Origin of the sequence: Aquabacterium sp., from assembly GCF_041909175.1 — a bacterium.
GTDB lineage: Bacteria > Pseudomonadota > Gammaproteobacteria > Burkholderiales > Burkholderiaceae_C > Aquabacterium.
In genome coordinates this window covers 64,092-80,635 of the sequence record NZ_JAYRDZ010000001.1, presented here as the reverse complement: position 1 = coordinate 80,635, position 16,544 = coordinate 64,092, and the positions used below count along the sequence as shown (strand labels likewise).

Annotated in this window: 15 protein-coding genes and 1 pseudogene; 7 read left to right on the top strand and 9 right to left on the bottom strand. The window is 64.4% G+C overall.

Going from position 1 to position 16,544, the window contains the following annotated elements; translation table 11 throughout:
- Nucleotides 1–14 precede the first annotated feature (14 nt).
- From ACE3PH_RS00360 to ACE3PH_RS00345, 4 genes and pseudogenes are all read right to left on the bottom strand, one after another.
- Entirely contained in the window at nucleotides 15–1,562 is a 1,548-nt protein-coding gene (locus ACE3PH_RS00360; protein WP_374315342.1) for a type I restriction-modification system subunit M, read from the bottom strand.
- Nucleotides 1,563–1,694: 132 nt separating this feature from the next.
- A complete protein-coding gene (locus ACE3PH_RS00355; RefSeq protein ID WP_374315340.1) occupies nucleotides 1,695–2,651 on the bottom strand; it encodes an NERD domain-containing protein in 957 nt (318 codons plus the stop codon).
- A 22-nt stretch (nucleotides 2,652–2,673) separates the two neighbouring features.
- On the bottom strand, nucleotides 2,674–3,417 hold the full coding sequence (locus tag ACE3PH_RS00350) for an NYN domain-containing protein (RefSeq protein WP_374315338.1): 744 nt from the start codon (nucleotides 3,415–3,417) through the stop codon (nucleotides 2,674–2,676).
- A gap of 363 nt (nucleotides 3,418–3,780) precedes the next feature.
- Nucleotides 3,781–4,098: pseudogene (locus ACE3PH_RS00345) on the bottom strand (SDR family NAD(P)-dependent oxidoreductase); the annotation flags it as partial.
- 169 nt (nucleotides 4,099–4,267) lie between these two features.
- Between ACE3PH_RS00345 and ACE3PH_RS00340 the strand changes: the two are divergent.
- From ACE3PH_RS00340 to ACE3PH_RS00330, 3 genes are all read left to right on the top strand, one after another.
- Nucleotides 4,268–4,816 (top strand): hypothetical protein, encoded by a 549-nt coding sequence (locus tag ACE3PH_RS00340; RefSeq protein ID WP_374315336.1) that lies wholly within the window; start codon nucleotides 4,268–4,270, stop codon nucleotides 4,814–4,816.
- On the top strand, nucleotides 4,803–5,486 hold the full coding sequence (locus tag ACE3PH_RS00335) for a hypothetical protein (RefSeq protein ID WP_374315334.1): 684 nt from the start codon (nucleotides 4,803–4,805) through the stop codon (nucleotides 5,484–5,486). Before ACE3PH_RS00340 ends, ACE3PH_RS00335 begins: the two co-directional genes overlap by 14 nt.
- Nucleotides 5,487–5,570: 84 nt before the next feature.
- Nucleotides 5,571–5,696 (top strand): topoisomerase DNA-binding C4 zinc finger domain-containing protein, encoded by a 126-nt coding sequence (locus ACE3PH_RS00330; RefSeq protein ID WP_374315332.1) that lies wholly within the window; start codon nucleotides 5,571–5,573, stop codon nucleotides 5,694–5,696.
- A gap of 25 nt (nucleotides 5,697–5,721) precedes the next feature.
- Here the strand turns inward: ACE3PH_RS00330 and ACE3PH_RS00325 are convergent, their stop codons facing one another.
- From ACE3PH_RS00325 to ACE3PH_RS00315, 3 genes are all read right to left on the bottom strand, one after another.
- Nucleotides 5,722–7,137: a TAXI family TRAP transporter solute-binding subunit gene (locus ACE3PH_RS00325; RefSeq protein WP_374315330.1), complete on the bottom strand. Its 1,416-nt coding sequence runs from the start codon at nucleotides 7,135–7,137 to the stop codon at nucleotides 5,722–5,724.
- Nucleotides 7,138–7,196: 59 nt separating this feature from the next.
- Complete coding sequence (locus tag ACE3PH_RS00320) at nucleotides 7,197–9,173, bottom strand: PAS domain S-box protein (protein WP_374315327.1); 1,977 nt, start codon at nucleotides 9,171–9,173, stop codon at nucleotides 7,197–7,199.
- Nucleotides 9,174–9,306: 133 nt separating this feature from the next.
- The gene (locus tag ACE3PH_RS00315; RefSeq protein WP_374315325.1) at nucleotides 9,307–9,543 is read right to left on the bottom strand and encodes a hypothetical protein; all 237 of its coding nucleotides are present in this window, start codon (nucleotides 9,541–9,543) and stop codon (nucleotides 9,307–9,309) included.
- A 96-nt stretch (nucleotides 9,544–9,639) separates the two neighbouring features.
- On the opposite strand from ACE3PH_RS00315, the gene ACE3PH_RS00310 reads away from it, so the two are divergent.
- Genes ACE3PH_RS00310 through fghA form a run of 3 tightly spaced genes read left to right on the top strand, consistent with a single transcriptional unit; the run spans nucleotide 9,640 to nucleotide 11,917 of the window.
- Nucleotides 9,640–9,903 carry a metal-sensing transcriptional repressor gene (locus ACE3PH_RS00310; protein ID WP_374315323.1) on the top strand — a complete coding sequence of 88 codons (264 nt, stop codon included), beginning with the start codon at nucleotides 9,640–9,642 and terminating at the stop codon, nucleotides 9,901–9,903.
- 38 nt (nucleotides 9,904–9,941) lie between these two features.
- A complete protein-coding gene (locus tag ACE3PH_RS00305; protein ID WP_374316205.1) occupies nucleotides 9,942–11,057 on the top strand; it encodes an S-(hydroxymethyl)glutathione dehydrogenase/class III alcohol dehydrogenase in 1,116 nt (371 codons plus the stop codon).
- An 11-nt stretch (nucleotides 11,058–11,068) separates the two neighbouring features.
- The gene (gene fghA, locus ACE3PH_RS00300; RefSeq protein WP_374315321.1) at nucleotides 11,069–11,917 is read left to right on the top strand and encodes an S-formylglutathione hydrolase; all 849 of its coding nucleotides are present in this window, start codon (nucleotides 11,069–11,071) and stop codon (nucleotides 11,915–11,917) included.
- Here the strand turns inward: fghA and ACE3PH_RS00295 are convergent.
- Complete coding sequence (locus tag ACE3PH_RS00295) at nucleotides 11,890–12,993, bottom strand: substrate-binding domain-containing protein (RefSeq protein ID WP_374315319.1); 1,104 nt, start codon at nucleotides 12,991–12,993, stop codon at nucleotides 11,890–11,892. The genes fghA and ACE3PH_RS00295 overlap by 28 nt on opposite strands.
- Before the next feature lie 126 nt (nucleotides 12,994–13,119).
- Here ACE3PH_RS00295 and ACE3PH_RS00290 point away from each other — a divergent pair, with 126 nt between their 5' ends.
- Nucleotides 13,120–15,372: an FdhF/YdeP family oxidoreductase gene (locus tag ACE3PH_RS00290; protein WP_374315317.1), complete on the top strand. Its 2,253-nt coding sequence runs from the start codon at nucleotides 13,120–13,122 to the stop codon at nucleotides 15,370–15,372.
- On the opposite strand, the gene ACE3PH_RS00285 is transcribed toward ACE3PH_RS00290, so the two are convergent.
- Nucleotides 15,353–16,531: an aminotransferase class I/II-fold pyridoxal phosphate-dependent enzyme gene (locus ACE3PH_RS00285; RefSeq protein WP_374315315.1), complete on the bottom strand. Its 1,179-nt coding sequence runs from the start codon at nucleotides 16,529–16,531 to the stop codon at nucleotides 15,353–15,355. The genes ACE3PH_RS00290 and ACE3PH_RS00285 overlap by 20 nt on opposite strands.
- Nucleotides 16,532–16,544: the final 13 nt, after the last annotated feature.

The following is a 16,544-nucleotide window of genomic DNA, read 5'->3' as shown; positions in this document are numbered from 1 at the left end:
GGGCGGGCCTCGATTCAAGCGCCTTCAATCTCTGCCACGATGGCGTCGATGTCATTGCGCAGCTTATCAATGCGGGCCACGGTGGTTTTCAACTCGGCATTGAGCTTGACGATGTCCACCACCTCACGGGTGTCTCTGGCTTCGACGTAGCTGCTGACTGAGAGGTTGTAGTCGTTGGCCGCCACCTTCTCAAACGGCACAGACAGCGCGAAGTGATCGACATTCGCCTTGCTGTCGAACACGGCCATGATCTGGTCGATGTGCGCGTCCAGCAGGACGTTGTTGTTGGTCTCTTTCTTGAACAGGCCGCTGGCGTCGATGAACTGGGTGGTGGTGTCCGTTTTGTGTTTGGACAGCACCAGGATGTTCACGGCGATGGTGGTGCCAAAAAACAGGTTGGGGGCCAGCGAAATCACGCTTTCGACGTAGTTGTTGTCCACCAGGTACTGGCGAATCTTCTGCTCGGCCCCGCCTCGGTAAAAAATGCCGGGGAAGCACACGATGGCCGCACGGCCCTTGGCCGACAGGTAGTTGAGTGCGTGCAACACAAAGGCGAAGTCGGCCTTGGATTTGGGCGCCAGCACGCCCGCTGGCGCAAAGCGTTCATCGTTGATCAGCGTGGGGTCGTCGCTGCCGATCCACTTCACCGAATACGGCGGGTTGGAGACGATGGCGTCAAAGGGCCGGTCTTCGGCGAAATGCGGCTCTTCCAACGTGTTGCCCAACTGGATGTTGAACTTGTCGTAGTTCACGTTGTGCAAGAACATGTTCATCCGCGCCAGGTTGTACGTGGTGTGGTTGATTTCTTGTCCAAAGAAGCCGTCTTCGATCAGGTGCTCGTCGAAGTGCTTTTTGGCTTGCAACAGCAGCGAGCCCGAACCGCAGGCCGGGTCGTAAATCTTGTTGACGCTGGTTTGCTTGTGCATGGCCAGCTGCGCAATCAGCTTGGACACATGCTGAGGCGTGAAGAACTCGCCGCCTGACTTGCCCGCATTGGCGGCGTAGTTGGAGATGAGAAACTCGTAGGCATCACCGAACAAGTCGATGTGGCTGGCGTCGAAAGCACCAAAGTCCAGTTCGGCCACGCCTTTGAGCACAGCCGCCAGCCGGGTGTTTTTGTCTTTAACGGTGTTGCCCAGGCGGTTGCTGGTGGTGTCGAAGTCAGCAAACAAGCCTTTGATGTCTTGCTCTGAAGGGTATCCACTGGCAGACGCTTCAATCGCTTTGAAGATGTTGGCCAGTTTGGTGTTCAGGCTCTCGTTGGTGTTGGCACTGGCCGCCACGTTGACGAATAGCTCGCTGGGGTAAATGAAGTAGCCCTTGGTCTTGATGGCGTCGTCTTTGGCGGCGGCGATGGTTTCGTCATCGTCTGCCATGGCCGCGTAGTCAACGCTGTCGTCACCGCCAGTGATGTAGTCAGCGAAGTTCTCGCTGATGAAACGGTAAAACAGGGTTCCCAGCACGTATTGCTTGAAATCCCAGCCATCGACGGCGCCGCGAACATCGTTGGCGATTTGCCAGATTCGGCGTTGTAGTTCGGCGCGTTGTTGGATGCTGGTCATGATGATGCTGTTCTTATGAAATAACGGCGCAATCGTGCTCGCGCCGCTGCGGTCAAAAGTGAACCGTTACACGGCGAGCGAGTCTACTGACGTAGTGAATATTTTTGCAGTGCTTCTGGTAGCAGACTGTGCTCAAAACGCTTTTTGGTGCTCCCTGCAGTATTGAAACCCGCCGAAACGCCTCTCGTTGCCCCAGCAGAACCTGCCTTCTGCGAAGGTGATCTTTTCTCCACAGGTCACGCAGATCAGCTTTTTCTTGAGGCTCTCATCTGGGGCTGATGTAGTAGGTGCAGGGGGCACAGGCTCAGGCTTAGCCTCATAACGGGGTTCAGGCTCTTTCGCCACCACCGGGGCAGCTTTAGGCTGCATGAATTCAGGCAAGGCCAGCAGGTTGGCCGGGCGGTGCTGGCGCGCGAGCTTGTCGCCCCATTCCTTCACGGTGTCGGCGCTTCTGACAGACAGCAGCCCGGCGAACACGTCGGTCACGCCAACGTCTTGGTCGATCCACTTCTTGTGCCAGCTTGGCAGGGCGTCGGCTTTGATGACCATGCTGGTGTCGAAAGCGCTTTCCCTGGGGCGCCTGATGACAGCCTTGGGGTGCAAGAGCACCACGTGATGGAAGTTGGGCTTCTTGCCCATGCGCCCGGTGATCTCTAAGCGATCCAGCACCTTGGCGAGGATGCGTTCATGGCGCCTTGACTGCTCGATGGGGGACTCGATACCGAAGCGCTTGCCACTGGCATAAGCCAGCGAGAACTCGCCGTGCTCGTTGATATCGATGTTGGCGTTGAAGCACTTCGTTTCGATCAGAAAGAAGTCGAGAAACCGGTTGAAAAACAGGTGGTCGATCTGGGCCGTGTCGCCATCCACGCTGAGGCGCAGGTCGTGTAGAACGGCGTTGTTTTTGCTGTCCTTCAGATAGCTGTCAATGTAGAAGGCCGCATCGCGCTCGCCTTCAATGCCGCGCCTGACGCGCACCAGTTCGTCTTCTAGCCATTTGCGCTGTGCGGCGTCTAGCAACGGAGATTGTTTCAGCTCGGCCAGAAGGGCCAAGCGCTTGGTCTTGTCGTCCGTGGTCTTGATGATCACTTTTTCTACTCCCTGATGTGACTCAAGTGGCTGGCTTAAGGCTAACCCAGAAGCCGTTGCCTTGTCCTTGCGTTAGGAGCAGATCAGGATAGCTTCGGACCATGTCAGACAGAGTGCTGTGACCGTAGACCTTCGGTGCAAAACTGGGATTGGTGCGTTTCATGTATTGACCCAGTGCGCCTAATCCAACTTTGCCGTCGGTGGTGTTGCCGGAAAGCAATGCAACGGCGTCCATCAAGGCTCGCGGGCGACGCTTCTTTGCCGGTTGCGGTGGTGCGCCCTTGGGCTCGGTCGTGGCTACATCTTCTGGGGTGGGTGCAGATATCACTTCTGCGGGCTGCCACATGAAAAACTGATCACTGGCGTTCTGCAAGGCATCCGGGGTCTTGGCTTCGCCAACGATCAGCACCGTGGCGCCACGCTCGCGCAGCTTACGGCACAGGTAGGCAAAGTCAGAGTCGCTGGTAACCAGGCAGAAGGTGTCAGCCCGGTCGTCGAACAAGGCCTCCTGGGCGTCCAGCGCCAAGGCAATGTCCGAGGTGTTTTTGCCCGAGGCATATTGGTATTGCAGGCACGGCGAAAACGCCATGCGTACGAGGGCCTCCTGCCATTTGTTGGCCAGTGTGCTGTGGTTGCCATAACCGCGCCGCATCACCACGCGGCCGAATTGCGCCACCACTTGCAGCGCGTATTCCAGAATGTCTGGCGATGTGTTGTCGCAATCCACCAATACCGCCAGGCGGCTGTCGTTGCCATGTTCTGCCATGGTCCTCCCTTGCATGTTGTTTTGCTGTTGTGCTGGTGATTTTGCATGAGCTGCCGATCTGTCCTGACAACTGATCTGCAGGAAATCCGCACCAGAACACAGAAGAAAGGGAGGGCTGACGATGGCGCTCTTATCCCCTCACCCAACGCAGCCCGGCACTGGTAGGCCGCTTCATCCACGATAAGGTTGCCCGGGGTGTCGGCACCAAGCAATGACAGGGCATGGAGGGTGTCGTCGTCAGACCATTCGCGGGGGTCTTTCGGTACCTGCAGCAGGACCTTGATGAGGCGCCCGGGCAGGCGCACGGGCCGAGCTACCAAGCTGGTTGGCTTGCAGGGCTGCCCTCATGACGAGGGCGCCGCATCACCACCGTTCCATGTAGGGGCGCAAATCCAGCTCGAATGTCCAGGCATCGCGTGGTTGCTGGTGCAGGTACCAATAGTTTTCGGCGATGTGCTCACGGTTGAGAATGCCGCCTTCGTCCTTCAGTGCATAGCGCTCGGGGAAGTTGGTCCGAATGAACTCGGTATCAATGGCGCCATCGACCACCACGTGGGCCATATGGATGTTCAGGGGGCCTAGCTCACGTGCCATGCTTTGAGCAAGGGCGCGCAGTGCATGCTTGGCACCAGCAAATGCGGCGAAGTTGGCGGCGCCACGCAGGCCTGCGGTCGCGCCGGTGGAAGCCATGGGCCTGGGCTGGGCCAACCAGTTTGGCTCTGGTATCTTTCTTTCCGTGAACCATCGAAGCCAGCCAGATGGCAGTCGCGCACAGAATCGCTTGTCAAATGCGAGTCGATCGGCGATATTCGTAATTCGCGAATAGCGAATTTCTGATGTCTAAGAACCCATGGAACTCAAACCGCAAGACCTGCTGGTTCTGCTGAAGGTGGCGGCCCATTCACCGCAGCGCTGGACCTACGCCGCCCTGGGCGACTCGCTCGCCATGAGCGCATCAGAAACGCATGCCAGCGTGAAGCGCGCCGTGGCCTCGGGCCTGGCGGTGGCACCGTCACGCAGCGAGTGGTCTCCGGTAAGGCCGAATCTGCTGGAGTTTGTGTTGCATGGCGCGCGCTACATCTGGCCAGCCACGCCTGGGCCCATCAAGCGCGGCGTGCCTACGGCATTCGGCGCCGAGCCGCTGGCCAGCCACTTGGCGGTGGCGCCGGGGGAAGCGCCGGTGTGGGCGCACCCTGAGGGGCCGGCGAAAGGCCCGACGCTGTCGCCGCTCTACCGCACTGCCCCGCAAGCAGCGTTGGCCGACCCAGCCTTGCATCGTTTACTGGCCCTGCTAGATGCCCTGCGCACTGGGCGGGCACGCGAACGCAGCCTGGCTGCCAAGCTGATGGAAGCCGAACTGATGCGGCCAGATGTGGGGGCACACGATGCGAGCCAATGACCCGAACCTGCCTTACCTGCGCCACATTGCCGACGCCCTGGGTGACTTGCGCGAACAAGTGGTGTTTGTCGGCGGCGCCGTAGCGGGCCTGCTGGTCACAGATCCCCTGGCCGACAGCGTGCGTGCCACGCGAGATGTCGACGCGGTGGTGAATGCCACCCGCGCGGTGTTTCATCTCATTGAGGAGGCCGTGGCGCAGCGCGGGTTTGTTCGCGATGTTCAAGGTGATGTGATTTGCCGTTGGGTCCACAAGGACTCGGGCCTGTTGTTCGACCTGATGCCGGTGCAGCCCGAGGTGCTGGGCTTTTCGAATCGCTGGTATCCCTATGCGGTGGAGACAGCCGAGCCCGTGGAGTTGAGCCCCGGCCTTACCATCCGGCTGGTCAGTGCGGTGGGCTTCGTCGCGACCAAGCTGGAAGCCTACGCAGGGCGCGGCGCAGGCGACTTCCTGACCAGCCACGACTTTGAGGATGTGCTCAACATCGTTGACGGCCGAGAAGAACTGACAGACGAAATGGCCGCAGCACCGGCCGAGCTACGACAGGCCGTGAAGTCGGCCTTCCTGCAGCTGCTTTCCAACCCCGACTTTGCGAATGTGTTGCCGGGCCTGATTGCCGAGCCGGAGCGCGCAGGCCTGGTCATGCAGCGCATGAAAGCCATGTGCGCATGAGCCGCAACGAACACAACGACTAACCCATGAACACCTCCACCCTCGTCCAGAAAGTCTGGAACTTCTGCCACAGTTGATCAGGCTATGCCGGTGTGTCCCAGGTGCGGGTCTTCAATGGTTGTCTGGGAAGCGAAAAAGGCCCCGTCTGCAGGGAATAAATTTTTGGGGTGTTCCAAGTTCCCAGCATGCAAAGGCACGTTGCCTTTGTGATTTGACTTAACGATGGGCATGGCAATCAGGAAGATTGCAGCTGCGGTATGGAGCCATTCCTCGCCAGCAAGCGCTTGCGCGTGCTGTCAATGTTGTTCCGCAGCGCATACAGCTCATCCGCATGGGCCAGGGGCACGGCGATCTGGCTGGCCACGCGGTCGAGTTCGTCGAGCTCGTTGAGCAGCTCGGTGTGCTGGGCATCGCCGGCTTCCATGCGGGCTTCCACCTCGCGCAGGCGGGCGTACCAGCGGAACACACGCTGGCGCACACGGTAGGTGTAGAGCGGCGGCACCACGCGTGAGATGGGCAGCAGCAGCACGATCAAGCCGCCAATGACGAGCCACATGCGGTCAAGCAGGTTGCTGGCCCAGAACGGCAGGTAGCGTTGCCAGAACGAGGGTGTGCCGTTGATGGCGCGGTCGCCTTCGGGGCTGACTGGCAACTCGCTGGTGCGGGTGTTGGGGAAGTCGCGTGCGCCGTTGAACCAGCCGGCGCCGCCATGCAGCTTCTGCGCGGTCTGTGCGAACAGCTGGCGCAGCGCGGGGTGGGTGTCTTCGCTGGTGAGCAGCGCGGTGGTGGCGGCCAGCAGGCCGATGTCGTTGGGGGGCAGGTCGCGGGCGAGGTCCACCATGCCGCGCGGCAGCGTGACGGTGCGCAGGAAGGGGAAGCGGCGGGCTAGGGCGTCGGCCTGGGGCAGGTCAGCCAGGGCAATGCCTGGGGCGCGCAGCAGTTGCTGCACCACGGGTGACTCGGGCGCGGTGAGCAGCACCATGGCGTCGAGCCGGCCGGCCTGCAGGGCCTTGGCGGCGTCTTCAGGGGGCAGGTCGTGGGCTTTGATGGCGTCGGCGTCCAGGCCGTTGGCTTCGAGCAGGCGGCGCACGAGGTCGGGCACGCCGCTGCCGGGCTGGTCCACATTGATGCGCAGGCCGTGCAGCTGGGTGAGCGAGGTCAGCGGCACCAGCACGGGGTGGCGGCTGTGGTGGCCTTTGGGCATCGGTGCCTTGAAGGCGGCCGGGCGGTAGAACACCCACATGGGCTCGTAAAACAGCGCGCCCAGCGATGTGATGCCTGCGTCGGCATCGGCAGACATGTCGTCGCTGCCGCCGCGCACGAAGGCGACATCGGCCTGCCCTTCACGCAGGGCCTGCAGGTTGGCGGCGGTGCCTTCGGTGGTCAGCAGCTTCACCCGGATGCCATTGCGTGCCAGGGCTTGCGCATAGCGCTGGCCGAATTCGGCATAGGCGCTGCCGGCGGGGCCGGTGGCCAGGGTGACGGTGCGCGGGGGTTGGGGGTTGAGCCACCAGTAGGCGCCCGCCAGCAGGGCGAACACCAGCAACAGCACGGGGCCGGCTGAGGCGAGCATGTCGCGCAGCGATTCAAGGGCCAGGCGCACGGTGTGGCGAATGGGCTGGGCGGGAGCAGTGGGGCGAGAGTCGGCCATGAAACTTCCTGCGGGCCGACGGGAGATGAAAGCGGTAGCGGGGGGTGTCGGCGCCGGGCTCAGGGCATTTTAGGGTGCTGCTTTCCGGCACGCTCGTCCACGCAATCGAGCAGCGCTTCGACGTCCAGCGGCTTGGTGAGGTAGCCCACAAAGCCGTGCGCGCGGGCGCGGTGGATCTGGTCCGGCATGGCGTCTGCCGAAAACGCGATGCGGGGGATGTCACGCAGGGTTGCGTCCTGCTTGAGCTGGTCGGCCAGCTCGAAGCCGGTCATGTCGCCCAGGTGCATGTCGAGCAGGAAGAGGTCAGGCACCAGGGTGTGGGCCATGACGAGGGCTTCGGCGCCGCTGGTGGCCACATGCAGCTCGCAGCTGGGTCGCAGCTGCAGCACCTGACGCACCAGCTCGATGTTGACCTCGTTGTCTTCGGCGTAGAGCACCACCAGCCGGGGCTCGTTGGTGGCGGCTGAGGTGGGCGTGGTGCTGGGGTCGGCTTGCGCTGTGGCTTGAGCCACCGCAGCTGGGGTCGCACTGGGCAACCAGGCGATGAAGGAGGAACCCTCGCCTTCGCGGCTGTGCACTTCCAGGCGGCCATGCATGGCTTCCAGCAGGCGCCGCACGATGACCAGACCGATGCCGGTGCCCTCGATGCCGGTGCGCTCGGCCCCCAGGCGGTTGAAGGGTTCGAAGAGGTGGGCCTGTTGTTCGGCGCTCAGGCCCAGGCCGGTGTCGTCGATGGCGATGGCCACGTCATTGCCTTCGCGCCAGACGCGGGGGCTGACGCTGCCCTGGGCCCGGTTGTACTTGACGGCGTTGCTCAGCAGGTTGACCAGCACCTGGCGCAGGCGCATGGGGTCGGCCTGGACACGGATGTTCTCCAGGTGTTGCACGGGCTGCAGCTGGATGCCCGCTGCTTCCGCCTGGCTGGCAACCAGGGTACGGGCTTCGCTCAGGATGCACGAGGCCGTGAGCTCGCCGATCTGCAGGGGCAATTGGCCAGCTTCGATGCGGGAGAGGTCCAGCACATCGCTGATGATGCCCAGCAGGTGGGTGCCGGCAGCCTGGATGTGTTCCACATGGCGCAACTGATCGGCATTGAGCTGGCCGGATGAGCCCAGGTGCAGCAACTGGGCAAAGCCGATGACGGCATTGAGCGGGGTGCGCAGCTCGTGGCTGACCCGCGAGAGGAATTCGTTCTTGGCCCGATTGGCCTCCTGGGCCATGCGGGCAGTCAAGCGGGCTTCGGTCAGGGCCTTCTTGTCGGTGATGTCGGCGGTGTGGCCATACCAGGCAATGCGACCGTTTTCTTCTCTGACCGGGATGGCGTGGCCGCCATAGACGCGCTCGCCCTTGTTGGGCAGGATGACGCGGTATTCGAAGTCGGATGGCACCAGTTGCGCATCGGGCTTGGGCGCAGTGGCCAGGCGGCGCACGTAGTCCAGGTCATCCGGGTGCACGCGCACGTGGTGGGCGTAGTAGTCGCGTTCCATCACCTCGTGCGGCAGCTCGAACATCTCCATCGCGCGGTCGCTGATGTAGAGAAAGTGCGCACGCCCCTCGTCATCAAACCCGATCTTGTGGATGATGCCGGGCACGAACTTGCCCATGCTGCTGAGCAAGGCCTCTCGCTCTCGGATGGCCTGCTCGGAGGCTTTCTTTTCCGAGATGTCTTCAATGTTGGTGACGAAGTAGAGCGGCTGCCCCTGGTCGTTGCGCACCAGCCGGGACTTGATCTGGGCCCACACGGTGCTGCCGTCTGGCCGCAGATAGCGCTTTTCTCTCAGGTGGTTGCCAAAGCGCCCGGCCAGCATGTCGGCCATGGTGCGGGCGTCGTCCGAGATGTCGTCCGGGTGGGTGATGTCCTGGAAGCGTCGGCCGACCAGGTCTTTGGCGGTGTACCCCAGCAGGTGGCAGAGGCTGTCGTTGACCTCGATGAAGTGGCCTTCGAGGTCAACCAACGCCTGCCCGGGCGCCGACAGGGCAAATGCCATGCGGTAGCGCGCCACCTGGCTGCGCAGCCGTGCCAATTCTTCCGCCATGTCGGAATCAGATGCGGTGGAACGGTCAAACGGCTGGACTGGGGGCATGTCCTGATCTTATGTTTGCGGACAGCCAGTTGGCCCCTCGGAGATACCAGTGCCCGAGTGGCTGACTGTGCAATATTGGCGTTTGTCAGCAGCGACCGGACCGGCGGCTGCGGGGGTTGAGCTTGTCAATCTCGGTGATCTGCTGCTTGAGCAGGATGATCAGCGTACGTGCATCGTCAACCGACAGCGACAAGGTGCTGGTCGGGAGTTGATCGCCTTTGTTCGATTGCGGCTGGACCAGCACATCGATACCCACATCGATCAGGCCATTGCCATGCCGGGCGAACTTCAGTTTCTGGATTTCGAGGTCGTAGGTTTTCACAAGCGCTCTCCGGCAAGAAGGGGGAGGCGCGATTGTGCCGCTTGAGCGATGGTTTGAGGGCTGTCATATACTCCCCCCCACTATCTGATTTGCACCATGCCCCACTCTCCTGCAGACAAGAAAAAGGCCCTTACGCGTGTGCGCCGCATCCGCGGTCAGGCCGAAGCCCTGGAACGTGCCCTGGAAGCCGGTGCCGACTGCGCCCCCGTGCTGCAGCAATTGGCCGCCATCCGGGGCGCTGTCAACGGCTTGATGTCGGAGATCCTGGAGTCGCATGTACGCGAGCAGTTGAGCGCTCCGCACAGCGTCGATGCCCTGGCCCAGGACATCACGACGCTGGTGCGCTCGTATCTGAAATGAATTCAACCCTGCACCCCTCACCAAAGGAGCTTCCCATGATCAAGTCCCGTGCCGCTGTGGCCTTTGCCGCTGGCCAGCCCCTGCAGGTTGTCGAGATCGACGTCGAGCCGCCCCGCAAGGGCGAAGTGCTGGTGCGCATCACGCACACCGGCGTGTGCCACACCGACGCCTTCACGCTGAGTGGTGACGACCCCGAAGGCATCTTTCCCGCCGTGCTGGGCCACGAAGGCGCCGGCATCGTGGTCGAGGTGGGTGAAGGCGTGACCTCGCTGAAGCCGGGTGACCACGTCATCCCCCTGTACACGGCCGAGTGCGGCGAGTGCCTGTTCTGCAAGAGCGGCAAGACCAATCTGTGCGTGTCGGTGCGCGCCACGCAGGGCAAGGGCGTGATGCCCGATGGCACCACGCGTTTCTCGTACCAGGGCCAGCCCATCTACCACTACATGGGCTGCTCGACCTTCAGCGAGTACACCGTGGTGGCCGAGGTCTCGCTGGCCAAGATCAACCCCGATGCCAACCCCGAGCAGGTGTGCCTGCTGGGCTGCGGCGTGACCACCGGCCTGGGTGCAGTGAAGAACACCGCCAAGGTGCAGCCGGGTGACAGCGTGGCCGTGTTCGGCCTGGGCGGCATTGGCCTGGCCGTGGTGCACGGTGCGCAAAAGGCGGGTGCCGGCCGCATCATCGCGGTCGACACCAACCCCGACAAGTTCGAGCTGGCCCGCACCTTTGGCGCCACCGACTGCGTCAACCCCAAGGACTTCGACAAACCCATTCAGCAGGTCATCGTGGAGATGACGGGCTGGGGCGTGGACCACAGCTTCGAGTGCATCGGCAATGTCAACGTGATGCGGGCTGCGCTGGAATGCGCGCACCGTGGCTGGGGGCAGTCGGTGATCATCGGGGTGGCTGGGGCAGGCCAGGAAATCTCGACCCGCCCCTTCCAGCTGGTGACGGGCCGCAAGTGGCTGGGCACGGCTTTTGGTGGTGTCAAGGGCCGCTCGCAGCTGCCCGGCATGGTGGAAGAAGCCATGCGCGGCGACATCAACCTGGCGCCGTTCGTGACCCACACCATGGGCCTGCAGGACATCAACACGGCGTTTGACCTGATGCACGATGGCGAGTCCATCCGCACCGTGGTGCACTACGCCGAGTGAGGGGCACACAGATGGAACGTGTCGAGCAACACGCCTGTGCGGGTGGCAGCCAGGAGGTGTGGAAGCACACCTCGGCCACGCTGGGCTGCGAGATGAAGCTGGCGGTGTACCTGCCGCCTGCGGCCCTGCAGGGTGAGCGGTGTCCGGTGGTGTACTGGCTGTCCGGTCTGACCTGTACCGAGCAGAACTTCATCACCAAGGCGGGTGCCCAGGCCCATGCGGCTGCGCTGGGCCTGATCGTGGTGGCGCCGGACACCAGCCCGCGTGGCGACGACGTGCCCAACGACCCGGCCTACGACCTGGGCCAGGGGGCGGGCTTCTATGTGAACGCGACCCAGGCACCCTGGTCGGTGCACTTCCGCATGCAGGACTATGTGGCCGAGGAGCTGCCGGCGTTGATCGAGCAGCACTTCCCGACCACGGACCAGCGCGGCATCTTCGGCCACTCGATGGGTGGGCACGGGGCGCTGGTCACGGCCTTGCGACACCCGGGGCGGTACCGCAGCGTGTCGGCGTTTTCGCCCATCGTGGCGCCGTCGCAGGTGCCCTGGGGCCAGAAGGCGCTGGGTGCCTACCTGGGGGGGGCGGACCCTGCCGTGTGGGCGCAATGGGATGCCGTGGCCTTGATCCAGGCCTTGCCGGCCGGTGCCGAGCGCCTGCCCTTGTTGGTGGACCAGGGCGAAGCCGACGAGTTTCTAGCCGGGCAACTGCGTCCCGAGCTGCTGGCCGAGGCCTGTGCTCAGACGGGCCACCCGCTGACGCTGCGTCGCCATGCTGGCTACGACCACAGCTATTACTTCATCGCCAGCTTCGTGGGGGAGCACCTGGCGCATCACGCCCGGGCATTGAAGTCGGCCTGAGGCGGCCAGCCTTCGAAGACCGCCCGGGCCGGTTCGACCTCACCGCATTCGTCGAGCCGGTAGCCGGGCAGCCCGATGAGGGCGGCGCGGCAGGCATCGCTGCGCAACATCGTTAACAGCCGTTGCATGGCTGGGTTGTTCAAGCCCGCCGGTGGCAAGACCAGGCCATAGCGCTCGGTCTGTACCGGGATGAATTCCAGCCCGAAGCGGCGCGCAGAGGTTTCGACCCCGAAGCCGGCGTCGGCCATGCCGCTGGCCACATAGGCGGCCACGGCCGAATGCGTGTGTTCGCCGGTGGTGCCGTCACCGAGCCCGGCAGGATCATGCCCGGCGTGGCGGAGCAGGGTCTCCAGCAGGATGCGGGTGCCTGAGCCCTGTGCGCGTGCGACAAAGCGCACTTCGGGGCGCAGCAGGTCGGCCACGCCGTCGATGTGCAGCGGGTTGCCCGGGCGCACCATCAGGCCCTGGCGGCGCACCACGAGGTGCACATAGAGCCAGTCGGGCCCGAGCCAGCGGGCCTGGTACTGCAGCACCTCGGCCTGCAGCGGGCTGACCGGCAGGTGCAGGCTGGCCACATCGGCGCTGCCCGCATGCAAGGCCGCCAGCGCCTGGCTGCTGTCGGTGTAGCGCCAGTCCAGGGCTTCGCCCGCATCGACCAGCAGGCGTTGCAGCACTTCGATGGCAAAGCCATGGCTGGCTGCCATGCGCAAGGGGCGGTCAGCCGAGCTGAGCACCTGGTGCAGTTCGGCCTGCAGTTCGAACGCCAGGCTGTCGAGTTGGGGGCGCTGGCGCGCCTCGAAGCGCCGCTGTGCCCAGACCATGGCCTCGCCGGCCGGGGTCAGTACCGAGCCCTTGCCGCGGGCCATGTTGACCAGCGGGGTGCCCAGTGCCGCCTCGGCGTCGTGCAGCAGCTTCCAGGTGTGGCGGTAAGACGCGCCCTGCGCCTTGCAGGCCGCCGACAGATTGCCATGTTGCTGGATGGCCAGCAGCCAATGCAGAACCCGTGGAGGCACGGGCAGGCCGGTGGGCCCGGTGATGTGCCAGGTGGGTTCGATGCGGACGTGGAGCTTTTTCATATGCTGCACAAAGCATATCTCATGCGCTGTACAGCACTTATTGCGGCGCGTGGGTGATGCCCCTACATTGCGAGGCTTGTCAAATGTGTTGACAGCGACATATATCGCAAAGTCCGGCCCTGCACCATGAGCGACGTCAAGATTGAGTTTTACAAAGGCCCGGCTGGCGGCTGGGGTGCCTTGCGCAGCGTGGCCCGCCAGCTGTTGCAGCACCGCATTGCCCTCAAGGGCACGCGCACCCTGCTGTCGGCCAACCAGCCTGATGGCTTCGATTGCCCAGGCTGCGCCTGGCCGGACCGCGAAGAAACCGGCAGCTTCGGCTTTTGCGAAAACGGCGTGAAGGCGGTGGCTGCCGAGGCCACGGCTGACCGGGCCACCCCGGAGCTGATTGCCCGCCACACCGTGACCGAGCTGCGCAGCTGGGGGGACCACGAGCTGGAAGGCATGGGCCGGCTGACCGAGCCGATGGCCTACGACGCGGTCACCGACCGCTACCGCCGCATCAGCTGGGGCGAGGCTTTTGCCACGGTGGCGCGCCACCTGCAGGCCCTGCCCTCGCCCGATGCCGCCATCTTCTACACCTCGGGGCGCACCAGCAACGAGGCGGCCTTTCTGTACCAGTTGTTCGTGCGCGAGTTCGGCACCAACAACTTCCCGGACTGCTCGAACATGTGCCACGAGCCCAGCGGCATGGGCCTCAAGGGCAGCGTGGGCGTGGGCAAGGGCACGGTGACGCTGGACGACTTCGCCCTGGCCGATTGCATTTTGGTGTTTGGCCAGAACCCGGGCACCAACCACCCGCGCATGCTGGCGGAGTTGCGGGAAGCCGCCCGCCGAGGCGCCCGCATCCTGAGCTTCAACCCCTTGCGCGAGCGCGGTCTGGAGCGCTTTGCCGACCCGCAAAGCCCGGCCGAGATGCTGGGCGGCGGCGCCACGACCATCTCGTCCGACTACTTCCAGCTGCGGGTGGGCGGCGACATCGCCTTGCTCAAGGGCGTGATGAAGCACCTGCTGGAGATGGGTGCGGTCGATGCCGCGTTCGTGGCCGAGCACACCGCGGGTTTCGAGGCCTTGAAGGCCGACACCGAGGCCGCCGACTGGGGCACGATCGAAGCGGTGTCGGGCATCTCGCGCGAGCGCCTGCGGCATGCGGCCGAGGTGATCGCCCGCGCCGACAAGGTGATTGCCTGCTGGGGCATGGGCATCACCCAGCACCGCCATGGCGTGGGCGGTGTGCAGATGATTGCCAACCTGCTGCTGATGCGCGGCATGGTGGGCAAGCCAGGAGCCGGCCTGTGCCCGGTGCGTGGCCACAGCAATGTGCAGGGCGACCGCACCATGGGCATCTATGAAAAGCCCTCGCCCGCCTTGCTGGACCGCCTGCAGGCGGTGTATGGCTTCGAGCCGCCGCGGCACGAGGGCCTGGACACCATCGGGGCCATCGAGGCGATGCGTGACGGGCGGGCTTCGGTGTTCTTTGCCATGGGTGGCAATTTCGCTGCGGCCACCCCCGACACCCCGACCACCTGGGCGGCGCTGCAGCAGTGCGCGCTGACTGTGCACGTGTCAACCAAGTTCAACCGCAGCCACACGGTGCATGGCCGCGAAGCCCTGGTCCTGCCCTGTCTGGGACGCACCGAGGTCGACCAGCAGGCCAGCGGCCCGCAGCACATCAGCGTGGAAGACTCGATGAGCATGGTGCACCTGTCAGGCGGTATCAATGAGCCGGCTTCGCCGCACCTGCTGTCCGAGCCGATGATCGTGGCGCGGCTGGCGGCCGCCACCCTGCCCCACAGCCGCGTGCCGTGGATGTGGCTGGTCGAAGACTATGACCGCATCCGCGACCAGATCGAAGCCGTGTTCGACGACTTCAAGGGGTTCAACGAGAAGGTGCACCACCCGGGGGGCTTTCGCCTGCGCAACACCGCCAGCGAGCGGGTGTGGGCAACCGCCTCAGGCAAGGCGCAGTTCCAGGTGCATGCGGTGCCCACTGACACGCAGGGGCGCGCCGATCCGGCCCGTTTCACGCTGACCACGGTGCGCGCGCACGACCAGTACAACACCACGGTGTATGGGCTCGATGACCGCTACCGTGGCGTGTTCGGTCAGCGCCGCGTGCTGTTCATCCACGGCGAAGACCGCGCCCGCCTGGGCTGGCCGGAAGGCGCCTGGGTGGACATCGAAGGGGCTGCCGATGACACGCACCGCGTGGCACCCGGCTTCCGCCTGGTCGATTACGACATCCCCCAGGGCTGCGTGGCAGCGTATTACCCGGAGACCAATGTGTTGGTGCCCCTGTCCAGCCATGCCATCGGGGCGCGCACCCCGACGTCGAAGTCGATTCCGGTGCGCTTGCGCCTCAGCGCGGCAAGCCGCTGACGAAACGCTGCAGGCGCAGCAGGCCTTCCTGCAGGTCTTCCCGCGAGGCGGCATACGACAGCCGCACATGCGTGGCGGCACTGCAGTGGCCGAAGTCATGCCCGGGCGTCAGGGCCACATGGGCCTCGTCCAGGGCCTGCTGGCAAAAGCGCATGGCATCCAGGCCGGTGCGGCTGACGTCGATGTAGACGTAGAAGGCGCCATCGGGCTGAACCGGCACGGGCAGCTCAGCCTGGGCGAGACCTTCCAGCACCAGTGCGCGGCGGGCGGCGAATTCCTGCCGGCGGGCTTCGCACACGGCCAGGGAGGCCGGCGTGAAGCAGGCCAGCGCAGCCATCTGGGCGGGGGTGGAGGCGCAGATGTAGTAGTTCTGCGCCAGGCGTTCCATCACGGGCACCAGGGCATCGGGCACGATGGCCCAGCCCAGGCGCCAGCCCGTCATGCCGAAATACTTCGAGAAGCTGTTGATGACGATCGCCTCGGGGTCGGCAGCCAGCACGGTCTGTGCGGGGCGCCCCTGGGCGTCGGCATCGCTGAGGTTGAGGTAGATCTCGTCGACGATGCGCCAGGCATTGTGCAGCCTGGCCCAGTCACAGATGGCGGCCAGCTCGTCGGCCGGCACCGAGGTGCCTGTGGGGTTGGACGGCGTGGCGAGCATCAGGCCCTTGGTGCGGGCGCTCCAGTGGCGCTGCACGGCGGCCAGGTCGAGCTGAAAGCGGGCAGCGGCATCGGTGGGCACCAGCCGCACATCGGCGCCAAAGCCACTGAGAAACTGCCGGTTGCAGGGGTAGGACGGGTCGCCCACCAGCACCTCGTCACCGGGGTCGACCAGGGCCGCGGTGACCAGCAGCAGCGCTGCCGAGGCCCCGGCCGTGACCACCACACGGTGCGGCGACACCGCGACACCGTGGGCCGACTGGTAAAAACCGGCGATGGCTTCGCGCAGGGCATCGAGCCCCAGGGCCCCGGTGTAGGGCAAGGCTTCGTGCTGCACCACGCGCTGCAACTCGGCCAGCACCGCTGGCGGCGCTCCGAAATCGGGTTCGCCGATGTTGAGCTTGATGATGCGGTGGCCGGCGGCTTCCAGCGCCGCCGCATGCTTGCCGAACTCCATGGCCAGGAAGGGCCGGATGGCTTGTGCGCGTTGAGAGAAGTGCATGGGTGAAAGTGTG